This window comes from Saccharopolyspora hordei (assembly GCF_013410345.1).
GTDB classification, from domain to species: Bacteria; Actinomycetota; Actinomycetes; order Mycobacteriales; family Pseudonocardiaceae; genus Saccharopolyspora; species Saccharopolyspora hordei.
Window position 1 is genome coordinate 2,509,871 of sequence record NZ_JACCFJ010000001.1, and the last position, 25,512, is coordinate 2,535,382.

Annotated in this window: 27 protein-coding genes; 20 read left to right on the top strand and 7 right to left on the bottom strand. The window is 73.8% G+C overall.

Annotated features, from left to right (window positions below; all coding sequences use genetic code 11):
- The first annotated feature begins 1 nt into the window (after position 1).
- Entirely contained in the window at positions 2 to 562 is a 561-nt protein-coding gene (locus HNR68_RS11790) for a GNAT family N-acetyltransferase (protein ID WP_179720390.1), read from the top strand.
- Here HNR68_RS11790 and HNR68_RS11795 read toward each other — a convergent pair.
- Positions 556 to 1,578 (bottom strand): polysaccharide deacetylase family protein, encoded by a 1,023-nt coding sequence (locus HNR68_RS11795; protein WP_179720392.1) that lies wholly within the window; start codon positions 1,576 to 1,578, stop codon positions 556 to 558. The genes HNR68_RS11790 and HNR68_RS11795 overlap by 7 nt on opposite strands.
- A 160-nt stretch (positions 1,579 to 1,738) precedes the next feature.
- On the opposite strand from HNR68_RS11795, the gene HNR68_RS11800 reads away from it, so the two are divergent.
- Entirely contained in the window at positions 1,739 to 3,313 is a 1,575-nt protein-coding gene (locus tag HNR68_RS11800; protein WP_179720394.1) for a putative glycoside hydrolase, read from the top strand.
- Positions 3,314 to 3,448: 135 nt separating this feature from the next.
- Positions 3,449 to 5,242: a gamma-glutamyltransferase gene (gene ggt, locus HNR68_RS11805; RefSeq protein ID WP_179720396.1), complete on the top strand. Its 1,794-nt coding sequence runs from the start codon at positions 3,449 to 3,451 to the stop codon at positions 5,240 to 5,242.
- Positions 5,243 to 5,246: 4 nt separating this feature from the next.
- On the opposite strand, the gene HNR68_RS11810 is transcribed toward ggt, so the two are convergent.
- Positions 5,247 to 6,155, bottom strand: a complete 909-nt coding sequence (locus tag HNR68_RS11810; protein ID WP_179720398.1) for a DUF4231 domain-containing protein — start codon at positions 6,153 to 6,155, stop codon at positions 5,247 to 5,249.
- 203 nt (positions 6,156 to 6,358) lie between these two features.
- Here HNR68_RS11810 and def point away from each other — a divergent pair, with 203 nt between their 5' ends.
- Genes def through HNR68_RS11830 form a run of 4 tightly spaced genes read left to right on the top strand, consistent with a single transcriptional unit; the run spans position 6,359 to position 9,740 of the window.
- Positions 6,359 to 6,904: a peptide deformylase gene (gene def, locus HNR68_RS11815; protein ID WP_179720401.1), complete on the top strand. Its 546-nt coding sequence runs from the start codon at positions 6,359 to 6,361 to the stop codon at positions 6,902 to 6,904.
- Positions 6,904 to 7,827, top strand: a complete 924-nt coding sequence (fmt, locus tag HNR68_RS11820; protein ID WP_179720403.1) for a methionyl-tRNA formyltransferase — start codon at positions 6,904 to 6,906, stop codon at positions 7,825 to 7,827. The genes def and fmt overlap by 1 nt, the downstream gene beginning before the upstream one ends.
- Positions 7,824 to 9,242 carry a transcription antitermination factor NusB gene (locus HNR68_RS11825; RefSeq protein ID WP_179720405.1) on the top strand — a complete coding sequence of 473 codons (1,419 nt, stop codon included), beginning with the start codon at positions 7,824 to 7,826 and terminating at the stop codon, positions 9,240 to 9,242. The genes fmt and HNR68_RS11825 overlap by 4 nt, the downstream gene beginning before the upstream one ends.
- A 42-nt stretch (positions 9,243 to 9,284) precedes the next feature.
- Positions 9,285 to 9,740: a deaminase gene (locus tag HNR68_RS11830; RefSeq protein ID WP_179720407.1), complete on the top strand. Its 456-nt coding sequence runs from the start codon at positions 9,285 to 9,287 to the stop codon at positions 9,738 to 9,740.
- Between the two features lie 5 nt (positions 9,741 to 9,745).
- On the opposite strand, the gene HNR68_RS11835 is transcribed toward HNR68_RS11830, so the two are convergent.
- Positions 9,746 to 11,071: an APC family permease gene (locus tag HNR68_RS11835; RefSeq protein ID WP_179720409.1), complete on the bottom strand. Its 1,326-nt coding sequence runs from the start codon at positions 11,069 to 11,071 to the stop codon at positions 9,746 to 9,748.
- Between the two features lie 139 nt (positions 11,072 to 11,210).
- Here HNR68_RS11835 and HNR68_RS11840 point away from each other — a divergent pair, with 139 nt between their 5' ends.
- The 8 genes from HNR68_RS11840 (at position 11,211) to HNR68_RS11875 (ending at position 17,881) form a co-directional block, all read left to right on the top strand.
- Entirely contained in the window at positions 11,211 to 11,627 is a 417-nt protein-coding gene (locus tag HNR68_RS11840) for an OsmC family protein (RefSeq protein WP_179720411.1), read from the top strand.
- A gap of 119 nt (positions 11,628 to 11,746) precedes the next feature.
- Positions 11,747 to 13,144, top strand: a complete 1,398-nt coding sequence (locus HNR68_RS11845; protein WP_179720413.1) for an amino acid permease — start codon at positions 11,747 to 11,749, stop codon at positions 13,142 to 13,144.
- 70 nt (positions 13,145 to 13,214) lie between these two features.
- A complete protein-coding gene (gene rpe, locus HNR68_RS11850) occupies positions 13,215 to 13,895 on the top strand; it encodes a ribulose-phosphate 3-epimerase (protein ID WP_179724943.1) in 681 nt (226 codons plus the stop codon).
- Between the two features lie 73 nt (positions 13,896 to 13,968).
- Positions 13,969 to 14,985 (top strand): bifunctional diaminohydroxyphosphoribosylaminopyrimidine deaminase/5-amino-6-(5-phosphoribosylamino)uracil reductase RibD, encoded by a 1,017-nt coding sequence (gene ribD, locus HNR68_RS11855; RefSeq protein WP_179720415.1) that lies wholly within the window; start codon positions 13,969 to 13,971, stop codon positions 14,983 to 14,985.
- Positions 14,986 to 15,019: 34 nt separating this feature from the next.
- The gene (locus tag HNR68_RS11860) at positions 15,020 to 15,667 is read left to right on the top strand and encodes a riboflavin synthase (protein WP_179720417.1); all 648 of its coding nucleotides are present in this window, start codon (positions 15,020 to 15,022) and stop codon (positions 15,665 to 15,667) included.
- A complete protein-coding gene (locus tag HNR68_RS11865) occupies positions 15,667 to 16,956 on the top strand; it encodes a bifunctional 3,4-dihydroxy-2-butanone-4-phosphate synthase/GTP cyclohydrolase II (RefSeq protein ID WP_179720419.1) in 1,290 nt (429 codons plus the stop codon). Before HNR68_RS11860 ends, HNR68_RS11865 begins: the two co-directional genes overlap by 1 nt.
- On the top strand, positions 16,953 to 17,450 hold the full coding sequence (ribH, locus tag HNR68_RS11870; RefSeq protein WP_179720421.1) for a 6,7-dimethyl-8-ribityllumazine synthase: 498 nt from the start codon (positions 16,953 to 16,955) through the stop codon (positions 17,448 to 17,450). Before HNR68_RS11865 ends, ribH begins: the two co-directional genes overlap by 4 nt.
- Before the next feature lie 32 nt (positions 17,451 to 17,482).
- Positions 17,483 to 17,881: a PH domain-containing protein gene (locus HNR68_RS11875; RefSeq protein ID WP_343050080.1), complete on the top strand. Its 399-nt coding sequence runs from the start codon at positions 17,483 to 17,485 to the stop codon at positions 17,879 to 17,881.
- Between the two features lie 61 nt (positions 17,882 to 17,942).
- Here HNR68_RS11875 and HNR68_RS26775 read toward each other — a convergent pair whose 3' ends face one another.
- Positions 17,943 to 18,317: an FKBP-type peptidyl-prolyl cis-trans isomerase gene (locus tag HNR68_RS26775; RefSeq protein ID WP_179720425.1), complete on the bottom strand. Its 375-nt coding sequence runs from the start codon at positions 18,315 to 18,317 to the stop codon at positions 17,943 to 17,945.
- Positions 18,318 to 18,535: 218 nt separating this feature from the next.
- Between HNR68_RS26775 and HNR68_RS11885 the strand changes: the two genes are divergently transcribed.
- From HNR68_RS11885 to HNR68_RS11895, 3 genes are all read left to right on the top strand, one after another.
- Entirely contained in the window at positions 18,536 to 19,294 is a 759-nt protein-coding gene (locus HNR68_RS11885) for a nucleotidyltransferase domain-containing protein (protein WP_179724945.1), read from the top strand.
- Positions 19,295 to 19,419: 125 nt separating this feature from the next.
- Positions 19,420 to 19,836, top strand: coding sequence for a hypothetical protein (locus tag HNR68_RS11890; protein ID WP_179720427.1), 417 nt, complete (start codon positions 19,420 to 19,422; stop codon positions 19,834 to 19,836).
- 69 nt (positions 19,837 to 19,905) lie between these two features.
- Complete coding sequence (locus tag HNR68_RS11895) at positions 19,906 to 20,166, top strand: hypothetical protein (RefSeq protein ID WP_179720429.1); 261 nt, start codon at positions 19,906 to 19,908, stop codon at positions 20,164 to 20,166.
- A 3-nt stretch (positions 20,167 to 20,169) separates the two neighbouring features.
- Here HNR68_RS11895 and HNR68_RS11900 read toward each other — a convergent pair whose 3' ends face one another.
- Positions 20,170 to 21,321 carry an MFS transporter gene (locus HNR68_RS11900; RefSeq protein WP_246330435.1) on the bottom strand — a complete coding sequence of 384 codons (1,152 nt, stop codon included), beginning with the start codon at positions 21,319 to 21,321 and terminating at the stop codon, positions 20,170 to 20,172.
- Positions 21,314 to 22,069, bottom strand: a complete 756-nt coding sequence (locus HNR68_RS11905; protein WP_179720431.1) for a DeoR family transcriptional regulator — start codon at positions 22,067 to 22,069, stop codon at positions 21,314 to 21,316. The genes HNR68_RS11900 and HNR68_RS11905 overlap by 8 nt, the downstream gene beginning before the upstream one ends.
- A gap of 146 nt (positions 22,070 to 22,215) precedes the next feature.
- Here HNR68_RS11905 and HNR68_RS11910 point away from each other — a divergent pair, with 146 nt between their 5' ends.
- Together HNR68_RS11910 and HNR68_RS11915 are read left to right on the top strand one after the other, a co-directional pair.
- A complete protein-coding gene (locus HNR68_RS11910) occupies positions 22,216 to 23,238 on the top strand; it encodes a beta/alpha barrel domain-containing protein (RefSeq protein WP_343050081.1) in 1,023 nt (340 codons plus the stop codon).
- Between the two features lie 133 nt (positions 23,239 to 23,371).
- Positions 23,372 to 24,451: a DUF2961 domain-containing protein gene (locus HNR68_RS11915; protein ID WP_179720433.1), complete on the top strand. Its 1,080-nt coding sequence runs from the start codon at positions 23,372 to 23,374 to the stop codon at positions 24,449 to 24,451.
- A 40-nt stretch (positions 24,452 to 24,491) separates the two neighbouring features.
- On the opposite strand, the gene HNR68_RS11920 is transcribed toward HNR68_RS11915, so the two are convergent.
- Positions 24,492 to 25,430: an MBL fold metallo-hydrolase gene (locus HNR68_RS11920; protein WP_179720436.1), complete on the bottom strand. Its 939-nt coding sequence runs from the start codon at positions 25,428 to 25,430 to the stop codon at positions 24,492 to 24,494.
- Between the last annotated feature and the right edge of the window lie 82 nt (positions 25,431 to 25,512).

The window sequence follows — 25,512 nt, forward strand, 5'->3', positions numbered from 1 at the left end:
CGTGGAGGTGTTCCTGGAGACCGATCGCCTGGTGCTGCGCCGGTTCCGACCGGACGACGTCGACCTCGTGCTGGAGCTCAACAGCGATCCCGCCGTGATGCGCTACATCGACGGCCGGCCGCCGCCCACGCGGGTCGAGGTCGTCGAGCGGCTGCTGCCCCGCTACCTGGCGCACTACGAGCGGTTCGGCGGGCTCGGGAAGTTCGCCGCGGTGGAGCGGGAGTCCGGGCGGGACGTCGGGATCTTCATGCTGCACCCGGCCGAGGGCGGCGCGCGGGACGAGGCCGAGCTCGGGTACCGGCTGCGCCCGTCCGCCTGGGGGAAGGGCTACGCCACCGAAGGGGCGAAGGCGCTGCTCCGCACGGGGTTCGCCGACTTCGGCCTGCGGCGCGTCTTCGCGCAGACGATGACGGTGAACTCCGGTTCGCGCCGGGTCATGGAGAAGGCGGGCCTGCGGTACGTGCGGACCTTCTTCGAGGACTGGCCGGGGCCACCCCTCGACGGGTCCGAGCACGGTGACGTGGAGTACGCGCTGACCCGCGAGGAGTGGCTGGCTCAGTAGCGGTGCACGCGGTCGGCGACCGCCGGCGCGGGCTGCTCGTCGACGGCCGCCGGGGCCGAGATGCGGCTCGGGTCGCCGTCGGAGGTGTAGCGGCGCCCCGGGTCGGCCGCCAGCGCGTCCAGCCACGCCGTGGACCCGTACTGCGCGTCCTCACCGGTCGCCGCCTGGGAGCGGATGCGCGGCACGTTGGCCGGGTCGAAGTCCGCGGAGAACGGCGACGGCGCCGGGTTGGAGCCCACGAGCAGGACGCTGTCGTGGTGGTAGGCCGTCCCGTCGGCGGCACCGTCGGTGGCCAGCCGCTCGTCGTCCGGGTGCACGCCCAGCGGCAGCGCGAGCGAGCGGACCACCAGGCCCGGCACGGCGTCGGTGATGACCTGCTGCATGCCGGCGATCTGCCGCTGCACCTCGGCGCCGGAGAGCCGGCCGAGGTTCGGGTGGTCGAGGGTGTGGTTGCCGATCTCGAAGCCGTGCTCGTGCAGCCAGGTGAGGCTGCGCCGCCCGGTGGGCTCCTCGAACGGCGGGTTGAAGACGTAGAAGGTCGCCACCGGGCGGAAACCCGGGTGCGCGGCCGCCACGTCGAGCAGGATGCGGGTGGCGGTGCCCGGCGCCGGTTCGCCCGAACCGTCCACAGTGACCTGGGTGGCGGACCCGTCGTCGAAGGTGAGCACCACCGGGTGCGTGCCGGCCGGGATGTCGAACTGCCCGGTGGCGTACTCGGTGGCGGTCACCGGCACGTAGTCCTCCGCCGCGAGCCGCTCCAGCTCCGCCCGGAACTCCTCCGGGGTGCGGTCGTAGACGCTGGTCGGGGACGGCGTGATCCGGTGGTACATCAGCACGGGCACGTCGCCCAGCTCGTTGGCGCCCACCGACTCCGGTGACGGTGGCGGCGGCGGAGGGGGCGGCGGGGGTGGTGGTGCCTCGGCGACCTGCTGGGCGGGCGGTGGCGGCGCGCCGCACCCGGCGAGCGCCAGCACCGCCGTCAGGACGAGGAGTCCGGTGCGCTTCGCTGGCAACATCGCTCCCACGGTAGGTCCCGGTCGCGCCGCGGGGAATGCTCCAACTGGCCCGTTGATCTTCGGCGCCCCGGCTGAGAGGGTGGACGTGCACGCATCCGCTTGGAGCAGCACGGGTTTCGTGCGGAGGAGCCACGTTCGCCTGGTCGGGGAGGCGAAAGCGATGACGAGTGCTGCCATCGCCAGCGCGCGGGCGCTGCTGGCCGAGCTGCCCAGGTTCGTGGTGGCCGGCGTGGGCGCCACGCTGTTCCTGCTGGTCGGCGTGTTGATCGCCAGCTCTGTGTCCACTGAGGACGTCGAGATCGCCGGGTTGCCGGACCGGCCCATCACCTCGGCGGCGGTGGGGGCGGTCCAGGTCCGCTCCGGCGAGGAGGCGCGGGTCCTGGTGGACGGGCGCGAGGTGCCGACGGTCCGCGACGGTGACGCGCACCGGCTGTCGCCGGTCGAGCTGAGCGACGGGCGCCACGAGCTGAGCGTCGTCGTGCCCGCCTTGATCGGTTCGGCCACCACCAGTCGAGAGTTCACTGTGGACGACCAGCCGCCGGAGCTGCGGGTCGCGGACTCGCTGCGCGCCGAGACGCCCAACGCGCCGGTCACCGTCGAGGGGGCCGCGCCGGGCGCCCGCGAGGTCGTGGTCGCCGGGCAGTCCGTCTCGCCGGACCCGCAGGGCGGGTTCCGCGTCGTGGTCGAGCGGCCGGAGCGGTCGCTGCCGGTCGTGGCCACCGACGCCGCGGGCAACCGCACCGAGCGGACCGTGACCGTCCACACCAGGCACCCCGGGATGCGCGCGGTGCACATGACCGGGCTCGCCTGGACCAGCAGCGCGCTGCGGGAACCGGTCCTGGAGATGGCGCGGCGGGGGCAGATCGACACCATCGAGCTCGACCTCAAGGACGAGAGCGGGGAAGTGGTCTACGACTCCGCGGTGCCGATGGCGCACCAGATCGGCGCGGTCAAGGGCTACTACGACGCGCGGCAGGTGCTCGACCAGCTGCACGGCATGGGGGTCCGGGTCGTCGGCCGGCTGGTCGCCTTCAAGGACCCGGTGCTCGGCGAGGCCTCTTGGCGCGGCGGGCACCCGGAGCGGGTGGTGCAGACCGCCGACGGCCAGCCGTGGAGCGGCGGCTACGGCGGCTACGCGTTCACCAACTTCGCCGACCCCACGGTGGTGCGCTACAACATCGACCTCGCCGCGGAGGCCGCGAGCCTGGGCTTCGACGACGTCCTCTACGACTACGTGCGCCGTCCCGACGGCCACCTCGACCAGATGCGCATCCCGGGCCTGACCACCACCCCGGAGGCGGCGATCGCCGACTTCCTGCGCCAGACGCAGCCCGAGGTCCGCGCGCACGGCGCCCTGCTCGGCGCGTCGGTGTTCGGCATCTCGGTGGACCGCCCGACCGAGATCGCCCAGGACATCCGGCAGATCGCCCAGCACGTCGACTACATCGCGCCGATGGTCTACCCGTCGCACTGGGCGCCGGGCGAGTTCGGCGTGCCCGACCCCAACGCCCAGCCCTACGACATCGTGGTGCGCTCGCTGGCCGAGTTCGCCAGGACGGTGGAGGGCACCGACGCCCAGATCATCCCGTGGCTGCAGGACTTCAGCCTCGGCGTCCGCTACGGCCCGGCGGAGGTCGCCGCGCAGATCGCAGCCGCCCGGGACAACGGGATGTCCTCCTTCCTGCTCTGGGCGCCCGGCTGCCGCTACCACGGCGAGGCCCTGGTGCCGAGCTAGCGGCCGCTGTTGTCCTCCGGCGGAGGACTGTGCAGAGTGGAGGAGCGCGTGCGGTACCCAGCCCGCACCGACGCAGGTTCCCAGTCGCCGCGCGAGCCGTCCGGGTGTCGCGTCGTCGACGTGTTGGAGGTGCCGATGCTCGCGAGGCCCGTCCGGCTCACCCTCGCCGCGCTCGTGTCCGGTGCGCTGGTCGCGCCGACGGTGCAGGCGGCGCCCGCCGACCCGCCCGAGCCGCCCAAGCGGGCGGAGGCGGTCGGCTACGGCGGGGCGGTGTCCAGCGTCGACCCGTACGCGACCCAGATCGGCCTCGACGTGCTCCGCCGCGGCGGCAACGCCGCGGACGCCGCGGTGGCCGTCGCCGCGGCGCTGGGCGTCACCGAGCCGTACTCGGCGGGCATCGGTGGCGGCGGGTACTTCGTGCACTACGACTCCGCGACCGGCGAGGTCGAGACGCTCGACGGCCGGGAGACCGCGCCCGCCGCCGCCCGCGAGGACCTGTTCCTGGAGAACGGCGAACCGATCCCGTTCGACGAAGCGGTCACCAGCGGCCTCGGCGTCGGCGTCCCCGGCACCCCCATGACGTGGCACGACGCGCTGTACCGGTGGGGCCGGATGGACCTCGCCGAGGTGCTGCGCCCGGCCGAGGAGCTGGCCCGCCGCGGCTTCGTCGTCGACGAGACCTTCCGCGAGCAGACCGCGGACAACGAGGAGCGCTTCCGCGCCTTCCCCGCCACCCGCGACCTGTTCCTGCCGGGCGGGAAGCTGCCGGAGGTCGGCAGCACGCTGCGCAACCCCGACCTCGCCGACACCTACCGGGCGCTGGCCGAGCGCGGCGTCGGCGCGTTCTACGACGGCGAGATCGGGGCCGACCTGGTCCGGGCGGTCACCGCGCCGCCGGTCGACCCGGCGGCGGACCGCACCGTCCGCCCCGGCGCGATGACCACCGACGACCTCCGCGAGTACCGCGCGATCGTGCAGGACCCCACCCGCATCACCTACCGCGAGCTCGAGGTCTACGGCATGGCGCCGGACAGCTCCGGCGGGACCACCGTCGGGGAAGCGCTCAACGTCCTGGAGGGCACCGACCTCGCCGCGGTGGACAAGACCCAGTACCTGCACCGGTTCCTGGAAGCCAGCAAGGTCAGCTTCGCGGACCGCAACCGCTGGGTCGGCGACCCGGAGTTCAGCGACGTGCCCACCGAGGAGCTGCTGGACCAGGACTTCGCCGACTCCCGCGGCTGCCTGATCACCGACGACGCGGTGCTGCCCACCCCGGTCGCGCCGGGCGACCCGTACGACCCGCAGGACTGCGCGGCGGGGGCCGCCGAGGGCACCGCGCCGTACGAGGGGCCCAACACCACGCACCTCACGGTCGCCGACGCCGAGGGCGACGTGGTCTCCTACACGCTCACCATCGAGCAGACCGGCGGCAGCGGCATCGTGGTCCCGGGACGCGGCTTCCTGCTCAACAACGAGCTGACCGACTTCAGCTTCACCCCGGTCACGCCGGGCCAGCCGGACCCGAACCTGCCGGGGCCGGGCAAGCGACCGCGCAGCTCGATGAGCCCGACCATCGTGCTGCAGGACGGCGAGCCGCTGCTGGCGCTCGGCAGCCCCGGCGGTGCGACGATCATCACCACCGTGCTGCAGAGCCTCACCGGGCGCCTGGACCGCGGCCTGTCCCTGGTCGACGCCATCGCCGAGCCCCGCGCCTCGCAGCGCAACTCGGCCCGGACCGAAGCGGAACCGGCCTTCCTGGCGCAGCCGGAGGCGGAGAAGCTGCAGGCCATCGGGCACCAGTTCGAGGAGACCGACGAGATCGGCGCGGCGACGGGCGTCGAGCGCCTGCCGGACGGCCGCTGGGTCGCGGCGGCCGAGCGCGAACGCCGCGGTGGCGGCGCGGCCGGGGTGGTCGTCCCGCGACCGTGACCGGTCAGGTCGTGCGACCGGCCTGCCAGGCGGTGCGCTCGCGGGTGATCACGGCCTCGGCGTCGGCCACCGCCGCCGCCCACTGCTGCTCGTCGAGGTCGCTGTCCAGCTGGCTGCGGACCTCCCCGAGCTCGCGGGTGGTCCGGTGGTGGGTCTCGGCCTTCGCCGCGTGCCGGCGGGTGGCGCTCCACGCCGCGGTCGCCGCGACCGCGGCCGCCGCGATGGCCGCCGTTGCCGCCCCCACCGGGGCCAGGCCGGTGACGTCGAAGGCCTCGCTGAGCGCGCCGGCGACGCCCAGCGCCTCGGCCACCAGCATCGCGGTCCGCGCGTACCGCGCCTGCTGCCGGTGGTGCAGCGCCCTGGTCTCGTACCAGTCCTGCTGGTCGAGCACCCGGCCGATCAGGTACGCCTCCTTGCGGTCGGCCAGCGGGGCGCCGCGCAGGGCGCGCATCCGCTCGGTGATCGTCTCGGCGGTGTGCTGCGTCAGCGGTACGTCGGGGAACTGCTGCTGCAGCGCGCGCAGTCGCTCGGTGAACCGCTCGTCGGCCCGCTCGGCGCCGGTCGGGAACGGGGCCGCGCCCACCGCGTAGCGCCAGGCCAGGGTGGTGACCGACGTGGCGAGGGTGCGGCTCTGCGCCGCCAGCCGGTCCGGGCGGGTGCTCGTCAGCGCCAGCTCGACCGCGAGGACCGCGAGGAAGGCCAGCGCGGCCCCCACCGCGAACAGGTCGAGGCCGGTGCCGCCGAGGCGCAGCGTCAGGGCGGTGCACGCGGCGGCCGCCACGACCAGCACCAACCGCGTCCGGACGGCTCGGAGGTGGGCGTGCTGCTGGCGGGCTGCGGCGGCGTCGGCCGCCTGGAACAGACCCGGGTAGTCGGCGGGGGTCAGTGCTGGCATCTGCTCGGTGCTCGACATGGCCACTCCGTCACTCGGGGCCCCACCAGTGAAGCGCGTCCGCCGGGTGGCCGGAATCGGCCAAGTCGGCACACCTGCCGCGGCCGTCGACGGCGGGGTGCGCGGCGGCACGCCACCCGCACCGCCGCGCAGGGCGGGGTGCGAAAACCATCTAGACTCGTCGGGTCGCGAACCACCACGACCGATCTCCACAGGGGGGCCACGTGACCGTCCAGCCGATCAGACTCTTCGGCGACCCCGTGCTGCGCACCAGGGCCGACGAGGTGGTCGACTTCGACAAGGAGCTGCGCACCCTGGTGCAGGACCTGTGGGACACCATGGAGTCCCAGGGCGGTGCCGGGCTGGCCGCACCGCAGCTGGGCGTCGGTCTGCGGGTCTTCACCTACCACTGCGACGGCTTCGCCGGGCACCTGGTCAACCCGACCTGGACGGCGGTCGGCGGCGACGAGCAGTTCGGGCCGGAGGGGTGTCTGTCCATCCCCGGCCTGTTCTGGGACTGCGTGCGCGCCAAGCACGTGGTGGCGCGCGGCTGGAACATGCACGGCGAGCCGGTCGAGGTCGAGGGCACCGACCTGCTGGCGCGCTGCATCCAGCACGAGACCGACCACCTGGACGGCGTGCTGTTCGTCGACCGCCTCGACGAGCAGACCCGCAAGGAGGCCTTGCGCGAGATCCGCGCCGCGGAGTGGTTCTCCGGCGAGGTGCCGGTGATCAAGGAAAACCCGCACCCGCTGTTCGGGGGCCGCTGATGCGCGTGGTCTTCGCCGGAACCCCCGCGCCCGCCGTCCCCTCGCTGCGCAAGCTCCTGGAGTCGGACCGGCACGAGGTCGTCGCGGTGGTCACCCGCCCGGACGCGCCCGCCGGTCGCGGCCGCAAGCTGGTGCGCTCGCCCGTCGGCACCCTCGCCGACGAGCACGGCGTCGAGGTGCTCACCCCGACCCGGGCCTCGGACCCGGACTTCCTGGCGCGGCTGCGCGAGCTCGCCCCGGACTGCTGCCCGGTGGTCGCCTACGGCGCGCTGCTGCGCGAGGAAGCGCTGGCCGTCCCGCGGCACGGGTGGGTCAACCTGCACTTCTCGCTGCTCCCGGCGTGGCGCGGCGCGGCGCCGGTGCAGGCGGCGATCCGGCACGGCGACGAGATCACCGGGGCCAGCACCTTCCGCATCGTGCCCGAGCTGGATGCCGGCCCGGTCTTCGGCGTGGTCACCGAGGAGGTGCGCCCGACCGACACCGCGGGCGAACTGCTGGACCGGCTGGCGGTGTCCGGCGCCGGGCTGCTGGAGGCGACCCTGGACGGCATCGAGGACGGCACGGTGCGCGCCGAGGAGCAGCCCGCCGAGGGCGTCAGCTACGCGCCGAAGGTCACCGTCGAGGACGCCAAGGTCGACTTCACCGCGCCCGCGACCGCGGTGGACCGGCTGATCCGGTCGGTCACGCCGGAACCGGGCGCCTGGGCGCTGCTGGGCGACGGGCGGTTCAAGCTCGGCCCGGTGTCCATCGTGGACGAGGAGCTGCCGCCCGGCGAGATCCGGGTGGAGAAGCGCCGCGTGCTGGTCGGCACCGGGACCACCGCGGTCCAGCTGGGCGAGGTGCAGGCGCCGGGCAAGAAGCGGATGGCCGCCACCGACTGGGCCCGCGGAACACGCATCGAGCGAGGAGAACGGCTCAAGTGACTGAACGCCGCCGTCGGCCGTCCCGGCCGGCCAAGGCCCGCCCGCCGCGACGCGGGTCCAGCCCGCCGCGACCGGCGGACGTGGACCCGGTGCGCCTGGTCGCGGTCGAGACGCTGCGAGCCGTCCGGGAGCGCGACGCCTACGCCAACCTCGCGCTGCCCCCGCTGCTCAAGCAGCGCCGGATCACCGGCCGCGACGCCGCGCTGGCCACCGAGCTGACCTACGGGGCCTGCCGCGCGCAGGGCCTGCTGGACGCCGTGATCGACGCGTGCAGCAACCGCCCGCTGTCCGATGTGGACCCCACGTTGCTGGACGCGCTGCGCGTCGGCGTCTACCAGCTGCTGCGCACCCGCATCCCGGCGCACGCCGCGGTCGCCTCCACTGTGGACATCGTGCGGTTCGAGTCCGGTTCGAAGCTGGCCGGGTTCGCCAACGCGGTGCTGCGCAGCGTCACCGAGCGCGACGAGCAGGGCTGGATCGACGAGCTCGCCCCGGCGCGGGAGGAGGACCCGGTCGGCCACCTCGCGATGCGGCACGCGCACCCGCGGTGGATCGCGCAGGCGTTCGCCGACGCGCTCGGCCTCGACGAGCTGGACGCGGCGCTGGCCGCCGACGACGCCCGCCCCGCGGTCCACCTGACGGCCCGCCCCGGCGAGATCAGCGCCGACGAGCTCGCCGCGATCACCGGCGGTGACCCGGCGCCGTACTCGCCGTACGGCGTGCGGCTGGAGCCGGGCGCGGGCGACCCGGGCGACCTGGAACCCGTGCGCGAGGGGCTCGCGTCGGTCCAGGACGAGGGCAGCCAGCTGGTCGCGCTCGCGCTCACCGGGCCGGAGCTGACCGGCTCCGACCAGCGCTGGCTGGACCTGTGCGCCGGCCCGGGCGGCAAGGCCGCCCTGCTCGGCTCCCTGGTCACCATGGACGGCGGCACCCTCGACGCGGTCGAGCAGGCACCGCACCGCGCGGACCTGGTCCGGCAGGCGACCGAGGGCCTGTCGGTCACCGTGCACGTCGCCGACGGTCGTGACCCGGGCCTGGAGCCCGGCTACGACCGCGTGCTGGTGGACGCCCCGTGCACCGGGCTGGGCGCGCTGCGGCGGCGCCCGGAGGCGCGCTGGCGGCGTCAGCCCTCGGACGTCGGCGACCTGACCAAGCTGCAGCGGGAGCTGCTGCTCTCGGCGATCCGCCTGACCCGCCCCGGCGGGGTGGTGGCCTACGTGGTGTGCTCGCCGCACCTGGCGGAGACCGAGGGCGTGGTCGCCGACGCGGTCCGCCGCACCGGTGCCACCCAGCTCGACGCGCGGCCGCACTTCCCGGACGTGCCGGACCTCGGGGAGGGCCCCTCGGTCCAGCTGTGGCCGCACCGCCACGGCACCGACGCGATGTTCTGCGCCCTGCTCCAGGTCCCGGGCTGAGCCCGGCAGGACGCGGTCCGGTCAGCAGCGGAGAGGTGAGCAGTGTCTGGAGTGGACTACCGCCGGTGGCTGGCGGTGGCGGTGGAGGAGGCGAAGGCCGGCCTCGCCGAAGGCGGCATCCCCATCGGTGCCGCGCTGGTCGGCCCGGACGGCGCGGTGCTCGGCCGGGGCCACAACCGCCGCGTGCAGGACGACGACCCGTCGGTGCACGGCGAGACCGCGGCCTTCCGCGACGCGGGCCGGCAGCGCTCCTACCGCGGGACCACGATGGTGACCACGCTGTCGCCGTGCTGGTACTGCAGCGGGCTGGTGCGGCAGTTCGGCATCGGCCGCGTCGTGATCGGCGAGGCCCGCAACTTCCACGGCGGCCACGACTGGCTCGCCGAGCACGGCGTCGAGGTCGTCGTCCTCGACGACCCGGAGTGCACCCGGCTCATGGCCGACTTCATCGCCACCCGCCCCGACCTCTGGTACGAGGACATCGGCGAGGACGCCTGACCGGCTCACCCCGGCCCGGACGCCCGCCGCCCGCGGAGGACGTGCACCAGCACGCCGACCACCAGCCACCCCGCGGCCACCGCCAGCGCCAGGCCGCTGGCCGTGGCCAGCACGACCACCGAGACCAGCCCGCCGAGCACCGGCACCACCACGGTCGACGCCCGGCGGTCCCGGCCCGGCACCGCGAAGTAGCCGACCACCGAGGCGTGCAGCAGCACGAACGCGCTCAGCGCGCCGACCGTCACCATCGACGACAGGACCTCCAGGCCGTCCTCCGCCGACGCCGCCCACACCGACACCAGCAGCGTCACCACCGCGGCCAGCACGGTCGCGTTGCGCGGGACGTGCGTCCGCCGGTCCACCCGGCCGAGTGAGGCTGGCAGCTGCCCGTCGCGGGCCATGCCGAACAGCAGCCGGCTCACCGCCGCCTGCGCGACCATCGCCGAGAACGCCGGTGCGACCGCCTTGACCGCGGTGACCGCCACCATCAACCAGCCGCCCAGCGCGGCGCGCAGCATGTCGTAGAACGCCGACTCCTGCGCGCCCGGGTCCTGCGCCAGCTGCTGCGGCGTCAGCGGGCTGAGCAGCGAGGCCAGGTAGGTCTGCGCCACGAACAGCACCCCGCTGAGCGCCAGGCAGAGCAGCAGCGCACGCCCCACCTGCCGCGGCGAGCCGGTGTTCTCCTCGGCGAAGGACGCGATCGCGTCGAAGCCCAGGAACGACAGCACCGCCACCGACACCGCGCCGAGCACCGCCAGCGGCGCGAACCCCGCGGCCCCGGTCAGCGGGGACAGCCACGGCCGGGACGGTCCCTCCCCGACCAGCACCACGAGCGCGGCGACCACGAACACCGCGAGCAGCACGACCTCGACCACCAGCACCACCGAGCCGACGAGAGCCGCGACCTTCACCCCGCTCAGGTTCAGCGCGGTGACGACCACGATCGCCACCCCGGTCGCCAGCCACACCGGGACCTGCGGCAGCAGGGAGTGGGTGGCGATGCCGACGAACAGCGCGGCCACGCTCGGGATGAACAGGTAGTCGAGCATGACCATCCAGCCGGCCAGGAACCCCGGCGCCCGCCCCAACCCGGCCGAGGCGTAGGCGAACACCGAGCCCGCCCGGGGCACCGCGGCCGACATCCGCGCGTAGGACCACGCGGTGAAGCCCATGGCGACCGTCGCCACGACGTACACCAGCGCGACCGCGCCGCCGCTGCGCGCGTCCAGCACGCCGAAGACGCCGACGGGTGCGAGCGGGCCGATGAACAGCAGCCCGGCGACGACCAGGTCACGCGTCGACAACCGGCGCCGGAGCTCGGAGGTGGTCATGGCCCCGATCCTGACGGGAAGACCGGGGCGTGGCGAGGCGTTCCACGATGCGGCACTGATCGTGGGGAGCGGCGGTTGACCGCGGGCGCCCCGCGGTCGAGGCTGGACCCCCACGTCCGACGAAGATCAGGTGGTAGGCATGTCATCCACTCCGGTCGAGGTGACCCGGACCGGCGAGCACACCTTCGTCGCCACCAACCCGCGCGGCGGGCGGGTGGCGATCGGCCGGGAGGGCGCGCCCGACGCGTTCACCCCCGGTGAGCTGCTGCTCGCCGCCATCGCCGCGTGCTCGGCGCTGACCAGCGAGAACCTGCTGGTCCGGCGGCTCGGCGAGGACGCGGAGCTGACCGTGCACGCGGACCGGACCAAGGACCCCGCGGACAAGCACCGGTTCGCCCGCGTCCAGGTCGGCTTCGACGTCGACCTCGGCGCGGTCGAGGACGACGACGAGCGCGCCAAGCTGCTCGACGCCGTCGAGCGCGCCATCGGCAAGTACTGCACGGTCAGCCGCTCGGTGGAGGAGGGCACTCCGATCGACCTCACGCTGCCCAGCTGACCGGCACAGCGCCTCGCGCCGCGCGCAACGAGTGCGCAACCGAGCCCGACGGAGGTGGTCGCGGCGTCGTAAGGTGCTCGACGCGCACCGAGGGGTGTGCGCGAGGAGTGGGAGGCGCTGTGGCACAGGAGACCGCACCGGTACGGCAGTCCGGGCTCCGCCGTGACCTGTCCGGCCGCCAGGTCGGCATGATCGCCATCGGCGGCGCGATCGGCACCGGGTTGTTCCTCGGCTCGGGCTTGGCGATCTCCATCGCCGGACCGGCCGTGATCATCGCCTACGCGGTGGCGGCCTTCGCCGCGCTGGCGCTGGCGTACGCGCTGGCCGAGATGATCGTGGTGCACCCGGAGGCGGGCGGCTTCGGCGCGGTCGTGCAGCGCTACCTCGGCGGTCTGCCGGGCTTCGTCTCGCGCTGGATCTACTGGGCCGCGCAGGTGGTCAACGTCGGCAGCGAGGTCATCGCCGCCGGGCTGTACGTGCAGTTCTGGTACCCGCAGCTGCCGCTGTGGGTGCCGGTGGTGGCCTTCTCGGTGATCATGCTGGCGGTCAACGTCTCGGCCGTGCGGTACTTCGGCGAGTTCGAGTACTGGTTCGCCATGATCAAGGTCGTCACGATCGTGGTGTTCATCGCCCTCGGCGTGTGCTACATCGTCTTCGGCCTGCCCGGCCAGGAGCCCGCCGGCGTCGGCGCGCTGACCGAGCACGGCGGGTTCCTGCCCAACGGGCTCGGCGCGGTGTGGCTGGCGCTGACCGTGGTGACCTTCTCCTACCTGGGCACCGAGGCGGTGTCGATGACCGCCGCCGAGTCGCGCAACCCCGGCCGGGACGTGCCGCGCGCGGCGCGCGGCATGGTGCTGCGGCTGGCGCTGTTCTACGTGCTCGGGATGCTCGTGGTGGTCTCGATCCTGCCGTGGAACGAGGTGTCGTCCTCCGAGGACGTCACGCAGAGCCCGTTCGTGCGGCTGTTCAGCATGGTGGGCATCCCCGCGGCGGCCGGGATCATGAACTTCGTGGTGCTCACCGCCGCGCTGTCGGCGATGAACACCAACCTCTACATCACCGCGCGCATGACGCACTCGCTGGCCATCGACGGCTACGCGCCGAAGTGGTTCGCGCAGGTCAGCGGCAACGGCGTGCCGCGCCGGGCGCTGGTGCTGTCCACGGCCGGGCTGGTGCTGGCCGCGCTGCTGGCGGTGTTCGCCGAGGACTCGGCGTTCCCGATGCTGCTGGGCCTGGCGCTGTTCGGGGCGCTGGTCGCGTGGCTGCTCATCTTCGCCAGCCAGCTGGTGTTCCGGCGCAGCCGGGCCAAGGAGGGGCTGCCGCCCTCGCCGGTCCGCCTGCCGGGCGCCCCGGTGACCACGGTGCTGGCGATGCTGTTCGTTGCGGCCGTCCTGCTGACCACGCCGTTCACCGAGCAGTTCGACACCGCCTGGAAAGCCGGCGTGCCGTTCGTGCTCCTGCTGTGCGGGGCCTACTACGTCGTCCGCCGCCGGAAGGCCGTCGACCAGGTGGAGTGACCGCTACCCGCACCGCTGGGCGGGCCGGGACACGCGCTCTTCTACACTCGCGCATGTGTCGAACCAGCCGATGATCGCGCCGTCCATCCTGTCCGCCGACTTCGCCCGATTGGCCGATGAGATCGCCGCCGTGAACGGCGAGCCCGGCAAGCGGGCCGACTGGCTGCACGTGGACGTGATGGACGCGCACTTCGTGCCCAACCTGACCCTGGGTCTGCCGGTGGTCCAGTCGATCCTCAAGGTGACCGACATCCCGGTCGACTGCCACCTGATGATCGAGGACCCGGACCGCTGGGCGGTCGGCTACGCCGAGGCCGGTGCGCACAACGTCACGGTGCACGTGGAGGCCGCGAAGGACCCGATCGCCATCGCCAAGGACCTGCGCGCCGCCGGCGCCAAGGCGGGCCTGTCGATCAAGCCGGGCACCCCGCTGGACCCCTACGTCGACGTGCTCAAGCACTACGACACGCTGCTGGTGATGTCGGTCGAGCCCGGCTTCGGCGGCCAGAAGTTCATCGCCGACGTGCTGGACAAGGCCCGCAAGGCGCGCCAGCTGGTCGACACCGGGCACCTCACGCTGCTGGTGGAGATCGACGGCGGCATCAACACCGACACCATCGAGCAGGCTGCTGAGGCCGGCGTCGACTGCTTCGTGGCGGGGTCGGCGGTCTACGGTGCCGACGACCCGGCCCAGGCCGTCGAGGCGCTGCGGGCCAAGGCGGCACCGAACTTCGCCCACGTCCGGCAGTGAGCCGCCGAGCCCGTGGGCGGTGACGCGCACGGGGTGATCGAGGGACCAGGTGGGGCGGTTCGGGAGGACGTCGATGGTCGGCGAAGAGCAGGCGATGCGCGCCGCGATCGCGGCCAGCGAGCAGGTCCGCGGCACGACCAGCCCGAACCCGCCGGTCGGGTGCGTGGTCCTCGCGCCCGGCGGTGAGGTGGTCGGTGTCGGCGCGACCCGGCCCCCGGGCGGCCCGCACGCCGAGGTCGTCGCGCTCCGCGCGGCGGGGGAGCGGGCCCGCGGCGGGACCGCCGTGGTGACGCTGGAGCCGTGCGCGCACACCGGTCGCACGCCCCCGTGCACCGACGCGCTCCTCGCCGCGGGTGTGGCGCGCGTCGTGCACGCCGTGTCCGACCCGAACCCGGTGGCCAGCGGGGGCGCGGAGGTGCTGCGCGCGGCCGGCGTGGAGGTCCGCGGCGGGCTGCTGGCCGACGAGGTCGCGGCCGGTCCGCTGCGCGCCTGGCTGCACTCCGCCCGCACCGGGCGACCGCACGTGACCTGGAAGTACGCGGCCAGCCTGGACGGGCGCTCGGCCGCCGCGGACGGCACCAGCAAGTGGATCAGCTCTGCGGAGTCCCGCGCCGAGGTGCACCGGATCCGCGCGCGGGTGGACGCGATCATCGCGGGCACCGGCACGGTCCGCGCCGACGACCCGCACTTGACCGCCCGCGCACCCGACGGGACGCTGCTGGACCGGCAGCCGCTGCGGGTCGTGGTCGGTGACGGCGACCTCCCGTCCACCGCGAAGGTCTTCGACGACGCGGCCGAGACGATCCGGCTGCCCGGCGGTGACCCTCGGGCGGCGCTGGCCGCGCTCGCCGAGCGCGGCGTGGTCGACGTGCTGCTGGAGGGCGGACCGCGGCTGGCCGGGGCGTTCCTGGCGGCCCGCTGCGTGGACCGGGTGCTGGCCTACGTGGCCCCGGTGTTGCTCGGTGCCGGCCCGGCTGCGCTGGGCGATGCCGGAGTGGGAAGCATCTCGCAGGCATGGCGATTGCAGATCGAAGAGACGACGATGAGTGGCCCGGACGTCCGCGTCAGCGCGGTTCCGCAGCAGGGCTGAGCACCGCAGGGGTGCCGAGCGCGAGGAGGCAGCAGTGTTCACCGGGATCGTGGAGGAACTCGGCACCGTCGAGGCGGTCGAGCCGCTCGACGACGGCAGCCGGCTCACCATCAACGGTCCCCTGGTGACCGAGGACGCCGAGCACGGCGACTCGATCGCGGTCAACGGGGTGTGCCTGACCGTGGTGACCGTCGAGGACGGCCGCTTCACGGTCGACGTGGTGGCCGAGACGCTGCGCCGCTCGTCCCTCGAGAACGTCGCCCCCGGCGACCGGGTCAACCTGGAACGCGCCATGGCGCTCGGCGACCGGCTCGGCGGGCACATCGTGCAGGGCCACGTCGACGGCACGGCCGTCCTGCGCGGCACCGGGGACGACGGGCTCACCCGCTTCGACCTGCCGCAGCGGCTGTCCCGCTACCTGGTGGAGAAGGGCTCGATCACGGTCGACGGCGTGTCGCTGACCGTGGTCGAGGCCGGCGAGTCGAGCTTCAGCGTGGCGCTGATCCCGACCACCCGGGAGCTGACCACGCTGGGTCGGCGCGTCCCGGGTGACGAAGTGAACATCGAGGTGGACGTGCTGGCCAAGCACCTCGAACGGCTCGCTGCCGCGCAGCTGGCGCACCAGGACCGTGGTGCGCCGAGCCGTTCGGAGGACAATGGCGGCGTCAGGGAGGCGCAGTGATGAACCCCGAGGATGGCGGCACCGTGAGCAGCAGGTTCGACAGCATCGAACGCGCGTTGTCCGACATCGCGGCCGGCCGCCCGGTGGTGGTCGTCGACGACGAGGACCGCGAGAACGAAGGCGACCTGATCTTCGCCGCGGAGAAGGCGACGCCCGAGCTGGTCGCGTTCATGGTCCGCTACACGTCCGGCTACATCTGCGTCGGGCTCCCCGGTGAGGACTGCGACCGCCTCGACCTGCCCCCGATGTACTACTGGAACCAGGACCGCAAGGGCACCGCGTACACGGTCACCGTGGACGCCGCGGAGGGCGTGAGCACCGGCATCTCCGCCGCCGACCGCGCCAGGACGCTGCAGGTCCTGGCCGACGCCGAGGCCACCCCCAAGGACCTCACCCGCCCCGGCCACGTGGTGCCGCTGCGCGCCCGCGACGGCGGTGTGCTCCGCCGGCCCGGGCACACCGAGGCCGCGGTGGACCTGTCCCGCCTCGCGGGCCTGCGCCCGGCGGGTGCGCTGTGCGAGATCGTCAGCCAGAAGTCCGAGGGCGACATGGCCCGCCGCGACGAGCTGGAGGTCTTCGCCGAGGAGCACGACCTGGCGCTGATCACCATCGCCGACCTGATCGCCTACCGGCGCCGCTTCGAGAAGCAGGTCGTGCGGGTCGCCGAGGCCCGCATCCCCACCCCGCACGGCACCTTCCGCACCGTCGGCTACGACAGCACCCTCGACGGCATCGAGCACCTGGCGCTGGTCTACGGCGAGATCGGCGACGGCGAGGACATCCTGGTGCGGGTGCACTCCGAGTGCCTGACCGGTGACGTGCTCGGCTCGCTGCGCTGCGACTGCGGCCCGCAGCTGGACGCGGCGATGGCCAAGGTGGCCGAGGCCGGGCGCGGCGTGGTGCTCTACATGCGCGGGCACGAGGGCCGCGGCATCGGCCTGATGCACAAGCTGCAGGCCTACCAGCTGCAGGACGACGGCGCCGACACGGTGGACGCCAACGTCGCGCTGGGCATGCCGGTGGACAGCCGGGACTACGGGCAGGGCGCGCAGATCCTGTGCGACCTGGGTGTGAAGTCGATGCGGCTGCTCACCAACAACCCGGCCAAGCGGGTGGGCCTGGAGGGCTACGGGCTGCGGATCGTCGACCGCGTGCCGCTGCCGATCCGCCCCAACCCGGAGAACATCCGCTACCTGCGGACCAAACGCGACCGCATGGGGCACGTGCTGGACAACCTCGACGACGGCGAGGACTCCTCGATCAACGGCGAGACCGGAGTGACGGCATGAGTGGTGAGGGGCGGCCGCGCGTCAGCGTGCCCAAGGCCGGTGACCTGCGGCTGGGCATCGCGGCGATCCGCTGGCACGAGCGGTACGTGGAGCAGATGCTCGCGCGTGCGCTGGCGGCGGCCGAGGAAGCGGGCATCGCCGAGCCGACCGTGGTGCGGGTGCCGGGCTCCATCGAGCTCCCGGTGGTGTGCCAGCAGCTGGCGCACCAGCACGACGCGGTGGTGGCGCTCGGCGTGGTGGTCCGCGGTGGCACCCCGCACTTCGACTACGTCTGCGACTCGGTCACCCAGGGCCTGACCCGGGTGGCGCTGGACGAGTCCACGGCGGTCGGCAACGGCGTGCTGACCTGCGACACGGTGGAGCAGGTCGAAGCGCGGGCCGGGTTCGAGGACTCGGTGGAGGACAAGGGTTTCGAGGCGACCGCGGCCGCGCTGGAGACCGCGCTGGTGCTGCGGGAGCTGCGGGGTTGGAACGGGGAACGGGGGTTCCTGTGACCGTGGAGGTGCGGCCGCGGAAGGTGCGCCGGGTGGCGATCCCGATCGCGGTGCTGCTGGTCGTGGTGTTCGCGGTGGTCGGCACGCTGCTGACCGACAGCCCGACCGGTGTGATCTTCTCGGTGTCCGACCAGGTCGCGATGGCGCTGCTGGGCGTGCTGCTGGCCGCCGGGGTGATGCTGCTGACGCGTCCGCGCCTGCGGGCCGACGCCACCGGCGTGGAGGTGCGCAACATCATCGGCACGCACCGCTACGCGTGGCCGCTGGTGCAGGCCGTGACCTTCCCGGACGGCTCGGCGTGGGCCCGCCTGGAGCTGCCCGAGGACGAGTACGTGCCGATCATGGCGATCCAGGCCGCGGACGGCGAGCTGGCCGTCAAGGCGATGCGCGACCTCCGGGAGCTCCGCCGCCAGGCCCAGCAGGAGTCCTGAGCTCCGTCCACAGTGGTCGTGCGGGTGCCGTGCGCGCACGGCACCCGCGGCCGCCGGTTCGTCAGCGGGCGTCGACGAGGTCGCAGACGAAGACGAGGGTCTCGCCGGGGGCGATGACGCCGCCCGCGCCGTGGTCGCCGTAGGCCAGGTGCGGCGGGATGACGAGCTGGCGGCGGCCGCCGACCCGCATCCCCTGCAGGCCCTGGTCCCACCCCTCGATGACCTGGCCGCGGCCGAGCTGGATGCGCAGCGGCTCGCCGCGGTCCCAGCTGGCGTCGAACTCCTTGCCGGTGCTGTGCGAGACGCCCACGTAGTGCACGGCGACCGTGCTGCCCGCGGTGGCCTCCGGGCCGTCGCCGACGGTGATGTCCCGGACGACCAGCTCGGCCGGCGGCTCGCCCTTCGGCCGGGCGATCTTCGGTTTCTCGGTGTTCACACGCTCTCCTCGATCGGTGGTTGCCGCGCGATTCTCCCGGACGCCCCGCAGCGCACGCGCCCGGGACCGGCTCCGCGCACCGCGGCGCGCCGACCGAAGTGGACGGACCGCCGCTGGTAACCTCCGCCGCATGGACTCCCAGCGCTGAACCACCACGGTCCCGCGGCGCGACCCGGTGCGGTCGCGCCGGTCGATCCTGCGCTGGAGGAGATCCCTTGCTGGAGGAAGCACACTTCGAGTCCCACGTCGCCGCCCGCCTCGCCGAGCTGCCGGGCGTCCGCGCGGTGAGCCTCGGCGGGTCGCGCGCGCAAGGCACGCACCGGGCCGACAGCGACTGGGACTTCGCGATCTACTACCGCGGCCGGTTCGAGCCGCAGCACCTGCGCGACGTCGGGTGGCCGGGCGAGGTGTCCGAGCTCGGCGCCTGGGGCGGCGTGTTCGACGGCGGAGCCTGGCTGCGGATCGACGACCGCCCGGTGGACGTGCACTACCGCGACCTCGACGTGGTCGAGCACGTCCTCGCCGAAGCCCGCGCCGGGCGGTTCGAGTGGCAGCCGCTGCTGTTCCACCTGGCGGGCATCCCGAGCTACCTGGTGCTCGCGGAGCTGGCGATCAACCGGGTGCTGCACGGCGAGCTGCCGCGCCCGGAGTTCCCGCCGGCGTTGCGCGAGACCGCCCCGGAGGTCTGGTGGCAGCAGGCGTCGCTCGTGCTGGCCTACGCGCGGGCGAACCACGCGCCGCGCGGGCAGCTCGCCGAGACGGCCGGGTCGATCGCCCAGGCGGCCTGCCAGTCGGCGCACGCGGTGCTGGCCGCGCGCGGGGAGTGGGTGACCAACGAGAAGCGCCTGCTCGCCCGCGCCGGGCTGCGCGAGGTGGACGCGGTGATCGCCGGCCTGGCCCCGGAGTCCCTGGTCGCGGCGGTGGACGAGGCCCGCGACCGCTGCGCGGCGGCGGTGTCCGCGGCCCGGGGGTCGTGAGCGGCGGGACCGGCTGGAGCCGGTCTGCGCACGCACGACCCCGGTGATCCGCGTGACCTCCGGCGGCTCGTCCGCTAGTGTCATGACACTGTTTCAAAACGGTGTTATGAAATGGGGTGGGTGGCATGCCGGAGGTCACGCTGAGCGCGCCGAGCCAGTACGTCGCGGGCGTGGTGCTGCTGACGGTCGTCACGATCGAGTTCGGCGGCTGGTTCCTGACCACGGTCGCGCGCGGTCGGGTGCCGATGACCGAGTTCCAGCGCGCCTTCGCCCGCGCCGGGCACGCGCACGCCGGGGTGCTCGTCACGCTCGGGCTGGTCTGCCTGGTGCTCGCCGACGCCACCGGGCTGACCGGCGCGCTCGGCTGGCTGGCCCGGCTCGGCGTGCCCGCCGCGGCGGTGCTCGTGTCGGCGGGGTTCTTCCTGTCCTCGCTGGGACGGGACGTGCACCGGCCGAACCGGCTCATCGCGCTGGTCTGGCTGGGTGCGCTGGCGCTGGCCGGAGGCGTCGTGACGCTGGGGACCGGCCTGCTGGCGGCCTGAGCTGCGGCGACCGGCCGGTTCCCGCACTCGCCTGCGGGAACCGGCCGCCCGGCTGCCATGATCGGCTCCATGGGGCTGTTCGACGGCGGGCCGAAGCTCGCGACCGTGCTGGGCAAGGCGTTCCGGTGCCTGGTGTGCGGTGGCGCGCTCTTCCACCGGCGCGAGGTCAAGCTGAACTCCACCGGCGCGGAGCTGTTCAACCTGGCCTGGGCCAACGCGTCCGCCACCGGGCTGGTCTGCGCCGAGTGCGGGTACGTGCACGAGTTCGCCGGCAGCCGCCGTCCCGAGCTGTGGAAGCAGAGCCGCGGCTACCCGGACGGCGCCGAGTAGTCCTCAGCGCGGGCGGACGGCCGAGGCGGACAGCGCCACCAGCAGGGCCAGCACGGCCGGGACGGCCAGGCCCACGCTGAGGTCGGTCCAGCCGGACACCAGGCCGATCACCACCGGGCCGGCCAGCAGCCCGCCGTAGCCGAGCGTGCTCACCTGCGCCAGGTCCCGGCCGCTGCGGCTCGGGTCGCGGTTGCCCGCGGCGTTGAACACCTGCGGGATGATGCAGGAGAGCCCGATGCCGAACAGCGCGAACCCGATGAGGCCGGCCACCGGGTGGTGCAGCAGCAGCGCGGTGCCCAGCCCCACCCCGGCGATGGTGCCGCAGCAGCGGACCAGCAGCACCGGGCCGAGCCGGGCGACCAGGACGTCGCCCAGGAAGCGGAAGGTCGCCATCGTCGCGGAGAACACCGCGTAGCCGATCGCCGCGACCGCCGGGCTGGTGTGCAGCACGTCGTGCAGGTACAGCGGCGACCAGTCCGCCATCGAGCCCTCGCCGACCGAGCAGAAGAAGGCCAGCACGCCCAGGAACAGGATGCCCAGCGAGACCCCGCGCCGCTGCGGCACGGCGCTGCTCGGCGTCGGTGCCTCGCCGGGCAGCAGCTCGCGCCGCGCCAGCAGCAGCACCGCCGCCAGCACGGCTCCGACGAAGGCGAAGTGCGCGCCCACCCCGATCGCGAGGTGGGCGGCCAGCGCGCCGGCCCCGGCGCCGAGCAGGCCGCCCACGCTGAACATCGCGTGGAAGGTGCTCACGATCGGCCGCCGGTAGCCGCGCTGCACCTGCATCGCGTGGGTGTTCATGGCCACGTCGACGGTGCCGTGCCCGGCGCCGAACACCAGCAGGCCCACCAGCAGCGTCGGCAGGTCGCCCGCGAACCCCGGCAGCAGCAGGCTCGCCGCCATCGCCACCCCGGCCGGCCCGAGCACCCGCGCGCTGCCGAACCGGTCGGCGAGGTGCCCGATGACCTGCATCGCCAGCACCGACCCGGCCGCGACCGCGAACAGCGCCAGCGTCACCTCCCCGTCGCCGAGGCGGAGGTCCTGCTTGATCGCCGGGATCCGCGCGGTCCAGGTGCCCAGCGCCGCGCCGGTGCCCGTGAAGTACGCCGTGACGGCCCAGCGCGCCCGCTGCGGCATGGCGACGGTGGTCTCAGACAACGCGGACCTCCACTCCGGCCGCGGCGAGCGCGGCGCGCGCCTCCTCCGGGGCGGAGGCGTCGGTGACGACGACGTCGAGCTCGGTGACCGGGCAGACCAGTCCCAGCCCGGTGCGGGCGAACTTCGCCCCGTGGCAGACGGCGACGACGCGCTGGGCGGCCTCCACCGCGGCCCGCTTGACCGGGACCTCCTCCAGGTCGTGCGCGGTCAGCCCGTGCTCCGCCGACAGCCCGCACACGCCGAGCACCGCGGTGTCCACCCGCAGCGCGCGCAGCGAGGCCTCCGTCAGGTGGCCGGTGAACGACAGCTCGCCGGGCTTGGCGCGGCCCCCGGGCAGCAGCAGGTCCACCTGCGGCACGTTGCTCAGCGCGTGCGCCGAGTGCAGGTCCAGCGGGACGGCGGTGATCTGGCGGTGGGCCAGCCGCTTGGCCACCGCCAGCGTCGTGGTGCCCGAGTCGAGGATGACCGACTCACCGTCGGTGACCAGCTCGTCGACCGCGGCGGCCAACCGCTCCTTGGTCGCCGGCTCGTCGCGCTCGCGGAGCGGGAACGGCGCCGCGTGCCCGCGCAGGGAGCTCACCGCGCCGCCGCGCACCCGGCGCAGCACGCCCTGCTCGGCCAGGTGGTCCAGGTCGCGGCGGATGGTCATCTCCGAGCAGCCGGTCGCTTCGGCCAGCTCCGCGACGGTGACGCGCTCGGCCCGCCGCAGCCGCTCGACGATCGCCGCCTCCCGCTCCGAACTCTCCACGGTTTCGATCGAACAGGAATCGTGTGCGGAACGCAAGCGTGCGAACCGGGCATGCGATCGAGCCCGCTGGGGTGGGCACCGGCAGATGGGGGACAATGGACGCCGACGCTGCACCCGCAGGCCGTCGAGCGGGGTTGGAGGAGATCGTGAGCGTGGCCCAGGAGCGCAACCTACGGCTGGTGCGAGACGTCCCGGCCGAACCCGGCGTTCGGCTCGGCGACATCAGACTGCGCAACCGCCTGGTGACCTCGTCCAGCCTGCTCGGCTACGGCGTGGCCAACGCCAAGCTGGTGCCCTACGGCATGAGCCCGATCTCGCAGTTCGTCCCGCTCGAGCGGTTCGGCGCGGTCACCACCCGCACGGTCACCGTCGAGCCCCGCGAGGGGCACTTCACCACCCGCGACGTGTGGCCGCTCACCGAGCTGCCCGCGCTGGTCAAGCGCTACGGCCAGGCGCTGCGGCAGGTCGACGGCGGCTGGCTGAACGCCTTCGGCTGGTGCAACGTCGGCATCGACGCCTACCTGCGCGACTACTACCCGCGCACCCGCGAGCAGAACACCATCATCTCCGTCGGCGGGTTCTCCGCCGAGGAGTTCGTCACCCTGGTGGACAAGGTCAACGCCGCGGTGCCGAGCGGCGAGATCGCGGCGGTCGAGTTCAACGTCTCCTGCCACAACGTCAACTTCGACTTCGACCAGATCATCGAGTCGGTGCTGGCCGAGGCGGTGCCGCGCAGCAACCACCCGGTGGTCCTCAAGCTGTCGCCGGACTACGACTACCTGGCGCACGCCCGGCTGGCCGCCCGGCACGGGGTGTCCGCGCTGACCGCGATCAACACCGTCAAGGGCCTGCGGCTGGACCCGGACACCGGGCGGCCGCTGCTGAAGAACGGCTTCGGCGGCCTGTCCGGGCGCGCGATCAAGCCGATCGGGCTGCGGGTGGTCAAGGAGCTGCGCGACGCGGGCGTGACCCTGCCGATCATCGCCACCGGCGGCATCCGCAGCTTCGACGACTGCCGCGAGTACTTCTGGGCAGGCGCGGACGCGGTGAGCCTCGGCAGCGCCAGCTGGTTCGCCAGCTACCCGGGGTACGCGCTGTCCCCGCTCTACGGCCTGCGCATCCGCAACCTGCTGCGCCGCATCGAGGCCTACGAGCCCCCGGCCCGCTGACGCCGCGGGCCCGCACCGGCCACTGTGGACGCCGCTGGTCGCCCGCGCCGCCGCCTCGGGAAAAACCGCCTCGCCGCCCGGCCGGCGTGGTAAGAAGTGATCAGGAGCACACTTCACCCCTGGGGAGGCGGTTGTGGGCGGTTACGGCAACTTCGGCAGCAGCTTGCGCGACCTGCCCCGGCTGCGGAGGAGTCGGCGCGGCCGGGTGTCCAGCTGGGACCAGACCGGCGGCAACACCGACAACATCCGCGTGGAGCCGGGGCAGACCCGCGAGCTGGCCGACATCGAAGGTCCCGGCGTCATCACGCACATCTGGTGCACCGTGGCGCTGGACCACGTCGGCAAGCCCGCCGAGCTGGAGGGGGACTACCTGCGGCGGCTCGTGCTGAAGATCACCTGGGACGACCAGGAGAACCCGGCGGTGCTGGTGCCGCTGGGCGACTTCTTCGGCATGGGGCACGGGCGCAGCGCCAACTTCGTGTCCGCCCCGCTGCAGATGAGCCCGCAGGACGGCAAGGGCTTCAACTGCTGGTTCGCCATGCCCTTCGCCGGCCGCGCCCGGGTCGAGCTGATCAGCGAGCTGAGCGTCAAGCCGGTGACGTTCTACTACTACATCGACTACGAGACCTACGCCGAGGCCGACCCGGAGCTGGGCTACTTCCACGCGCAGTGGCGGCGGCAGAACCCCACCGACGGCGTCGAGCAGGGCGACCAGACCAACGAGGAGTTCCTCTTCGGCGGCACCAACATCGGCGGTGAGGGCAACTACGTGATCCTGGAGGCCGAGGGCCGCGGGCACTACGTCGGCACCGTGCTCAACGTGCACAACCTCCGCCACACCAGCGAGTGGAACTGGTACGGCGAGGGCGACGACATGTTCTTCATCGACGGCGAGGTGTGGCCGCCACGCCTGCACGGCACCGGCACGGAGGACTACTTCGGCACCGCGTGGTGCCCGACGCAGACCTACCACGCGCCCTACCACGGCATCACCATGCCGGGCGGGCCGAACTGGAGCGGCCAGGTGTCCTACTACCGCTTCCACGTGGAGGACCCGGTGGTGTTCGAGAAGTCGATCAAGGTGACCATCGAGCACGGCCACGCCAACAAGCGCTCCGACGACGTCTCCTCGGTCGCCTACTGGTACCAGACCCTCCCGGCGCTGCCGATCACCCTCGCGCCCGTCGAGGAGCGCATCCCCCGCCCGCTGTGAGCCGGTGCGGGCACCTCGGCCGCGAGGTGCCCGCCACCAGTCAGACGGCGCAGCGCAGCGGGCCGCCGTTGTAGGCGATCGCGTCCGCGAAGGCCTCCGCCAGGTCGACGTCGGTCTCGTCGGCGTCGGCGTAGGCCCGGTGGAGGTTGAGCACGATGCGCTCGCGGTCCGGCCAGTGCGCGAACTCGCCCAGGTCGCAGCGCTGCGCCGCCTCCAGCGGGGACAGCCCGTCGGTGCGGGCCTGGCGGGCCGTGTCCAGCACGAACCGGTAGTAGCGGGCCTGGTCCTCCAGCACCCGCGGGAACGACGTCCCGGGCAGCACCGGCCCGTGGCCCGGGACCACCGTGCTCGCGGGGAAGCCCGCCAGCCAGTCCAGCGACTTCAGCGCGCCCTCCACCGAACCCATGAACACCAGCGGCGTCACGCCGTGGAAGACCAGGTCGCCGGTGAACAGCACGCCCGCGTCCGGGACCCACGCCACCACGTCGCCCCGGGTGTGCGCGGGGTGCCCGGGGTGGTGCAGCTCGACCCGCCGGTCGCCGAGGTGCAGCACGAGCGAGTCCTCGAGCACCACCGTCGGCGCGCGGTGCTCGGTGATGCCGAACTCCGGCACCGGGTCCCACACCGGCGGGGCGTGCTGCAGCACCTCGTCGGCCAGGATGCCGTCCCGGGTCGCCGGGTGTCCGATGAGGACGGTCGAGTCCGGCAGCAGCGCGTTGCCGTGCGTGTGGTCGCCGTGCAGGTGGGTGTTCAGCGCGAACCGGATCGGCGCGTCCCCGCCGGCCGCGCGCACGGCGTCCAGGAAGCGCTGCGTGCGCCGCGCGGTCGCGCAGGTGTCGACCAGCAGCGCGCCGTCATCGCCGAACACCGCCCCGGCGTTGTTGATCCACCACGAGCCGTCCGGCTGGACCCAGGCGTGCACGCCGGGCGCGACCTCGGACAGCGTCGCGCGGTCGGGGTGGGCCTTGTCGATGTTCACGGCTGGACCTCCCGCCTGCCACGGGGAAGCGCCCGCCTCCCCGTCGATCACCGTCGTGGGGTCAGTGTGCCCTGCCACGCGG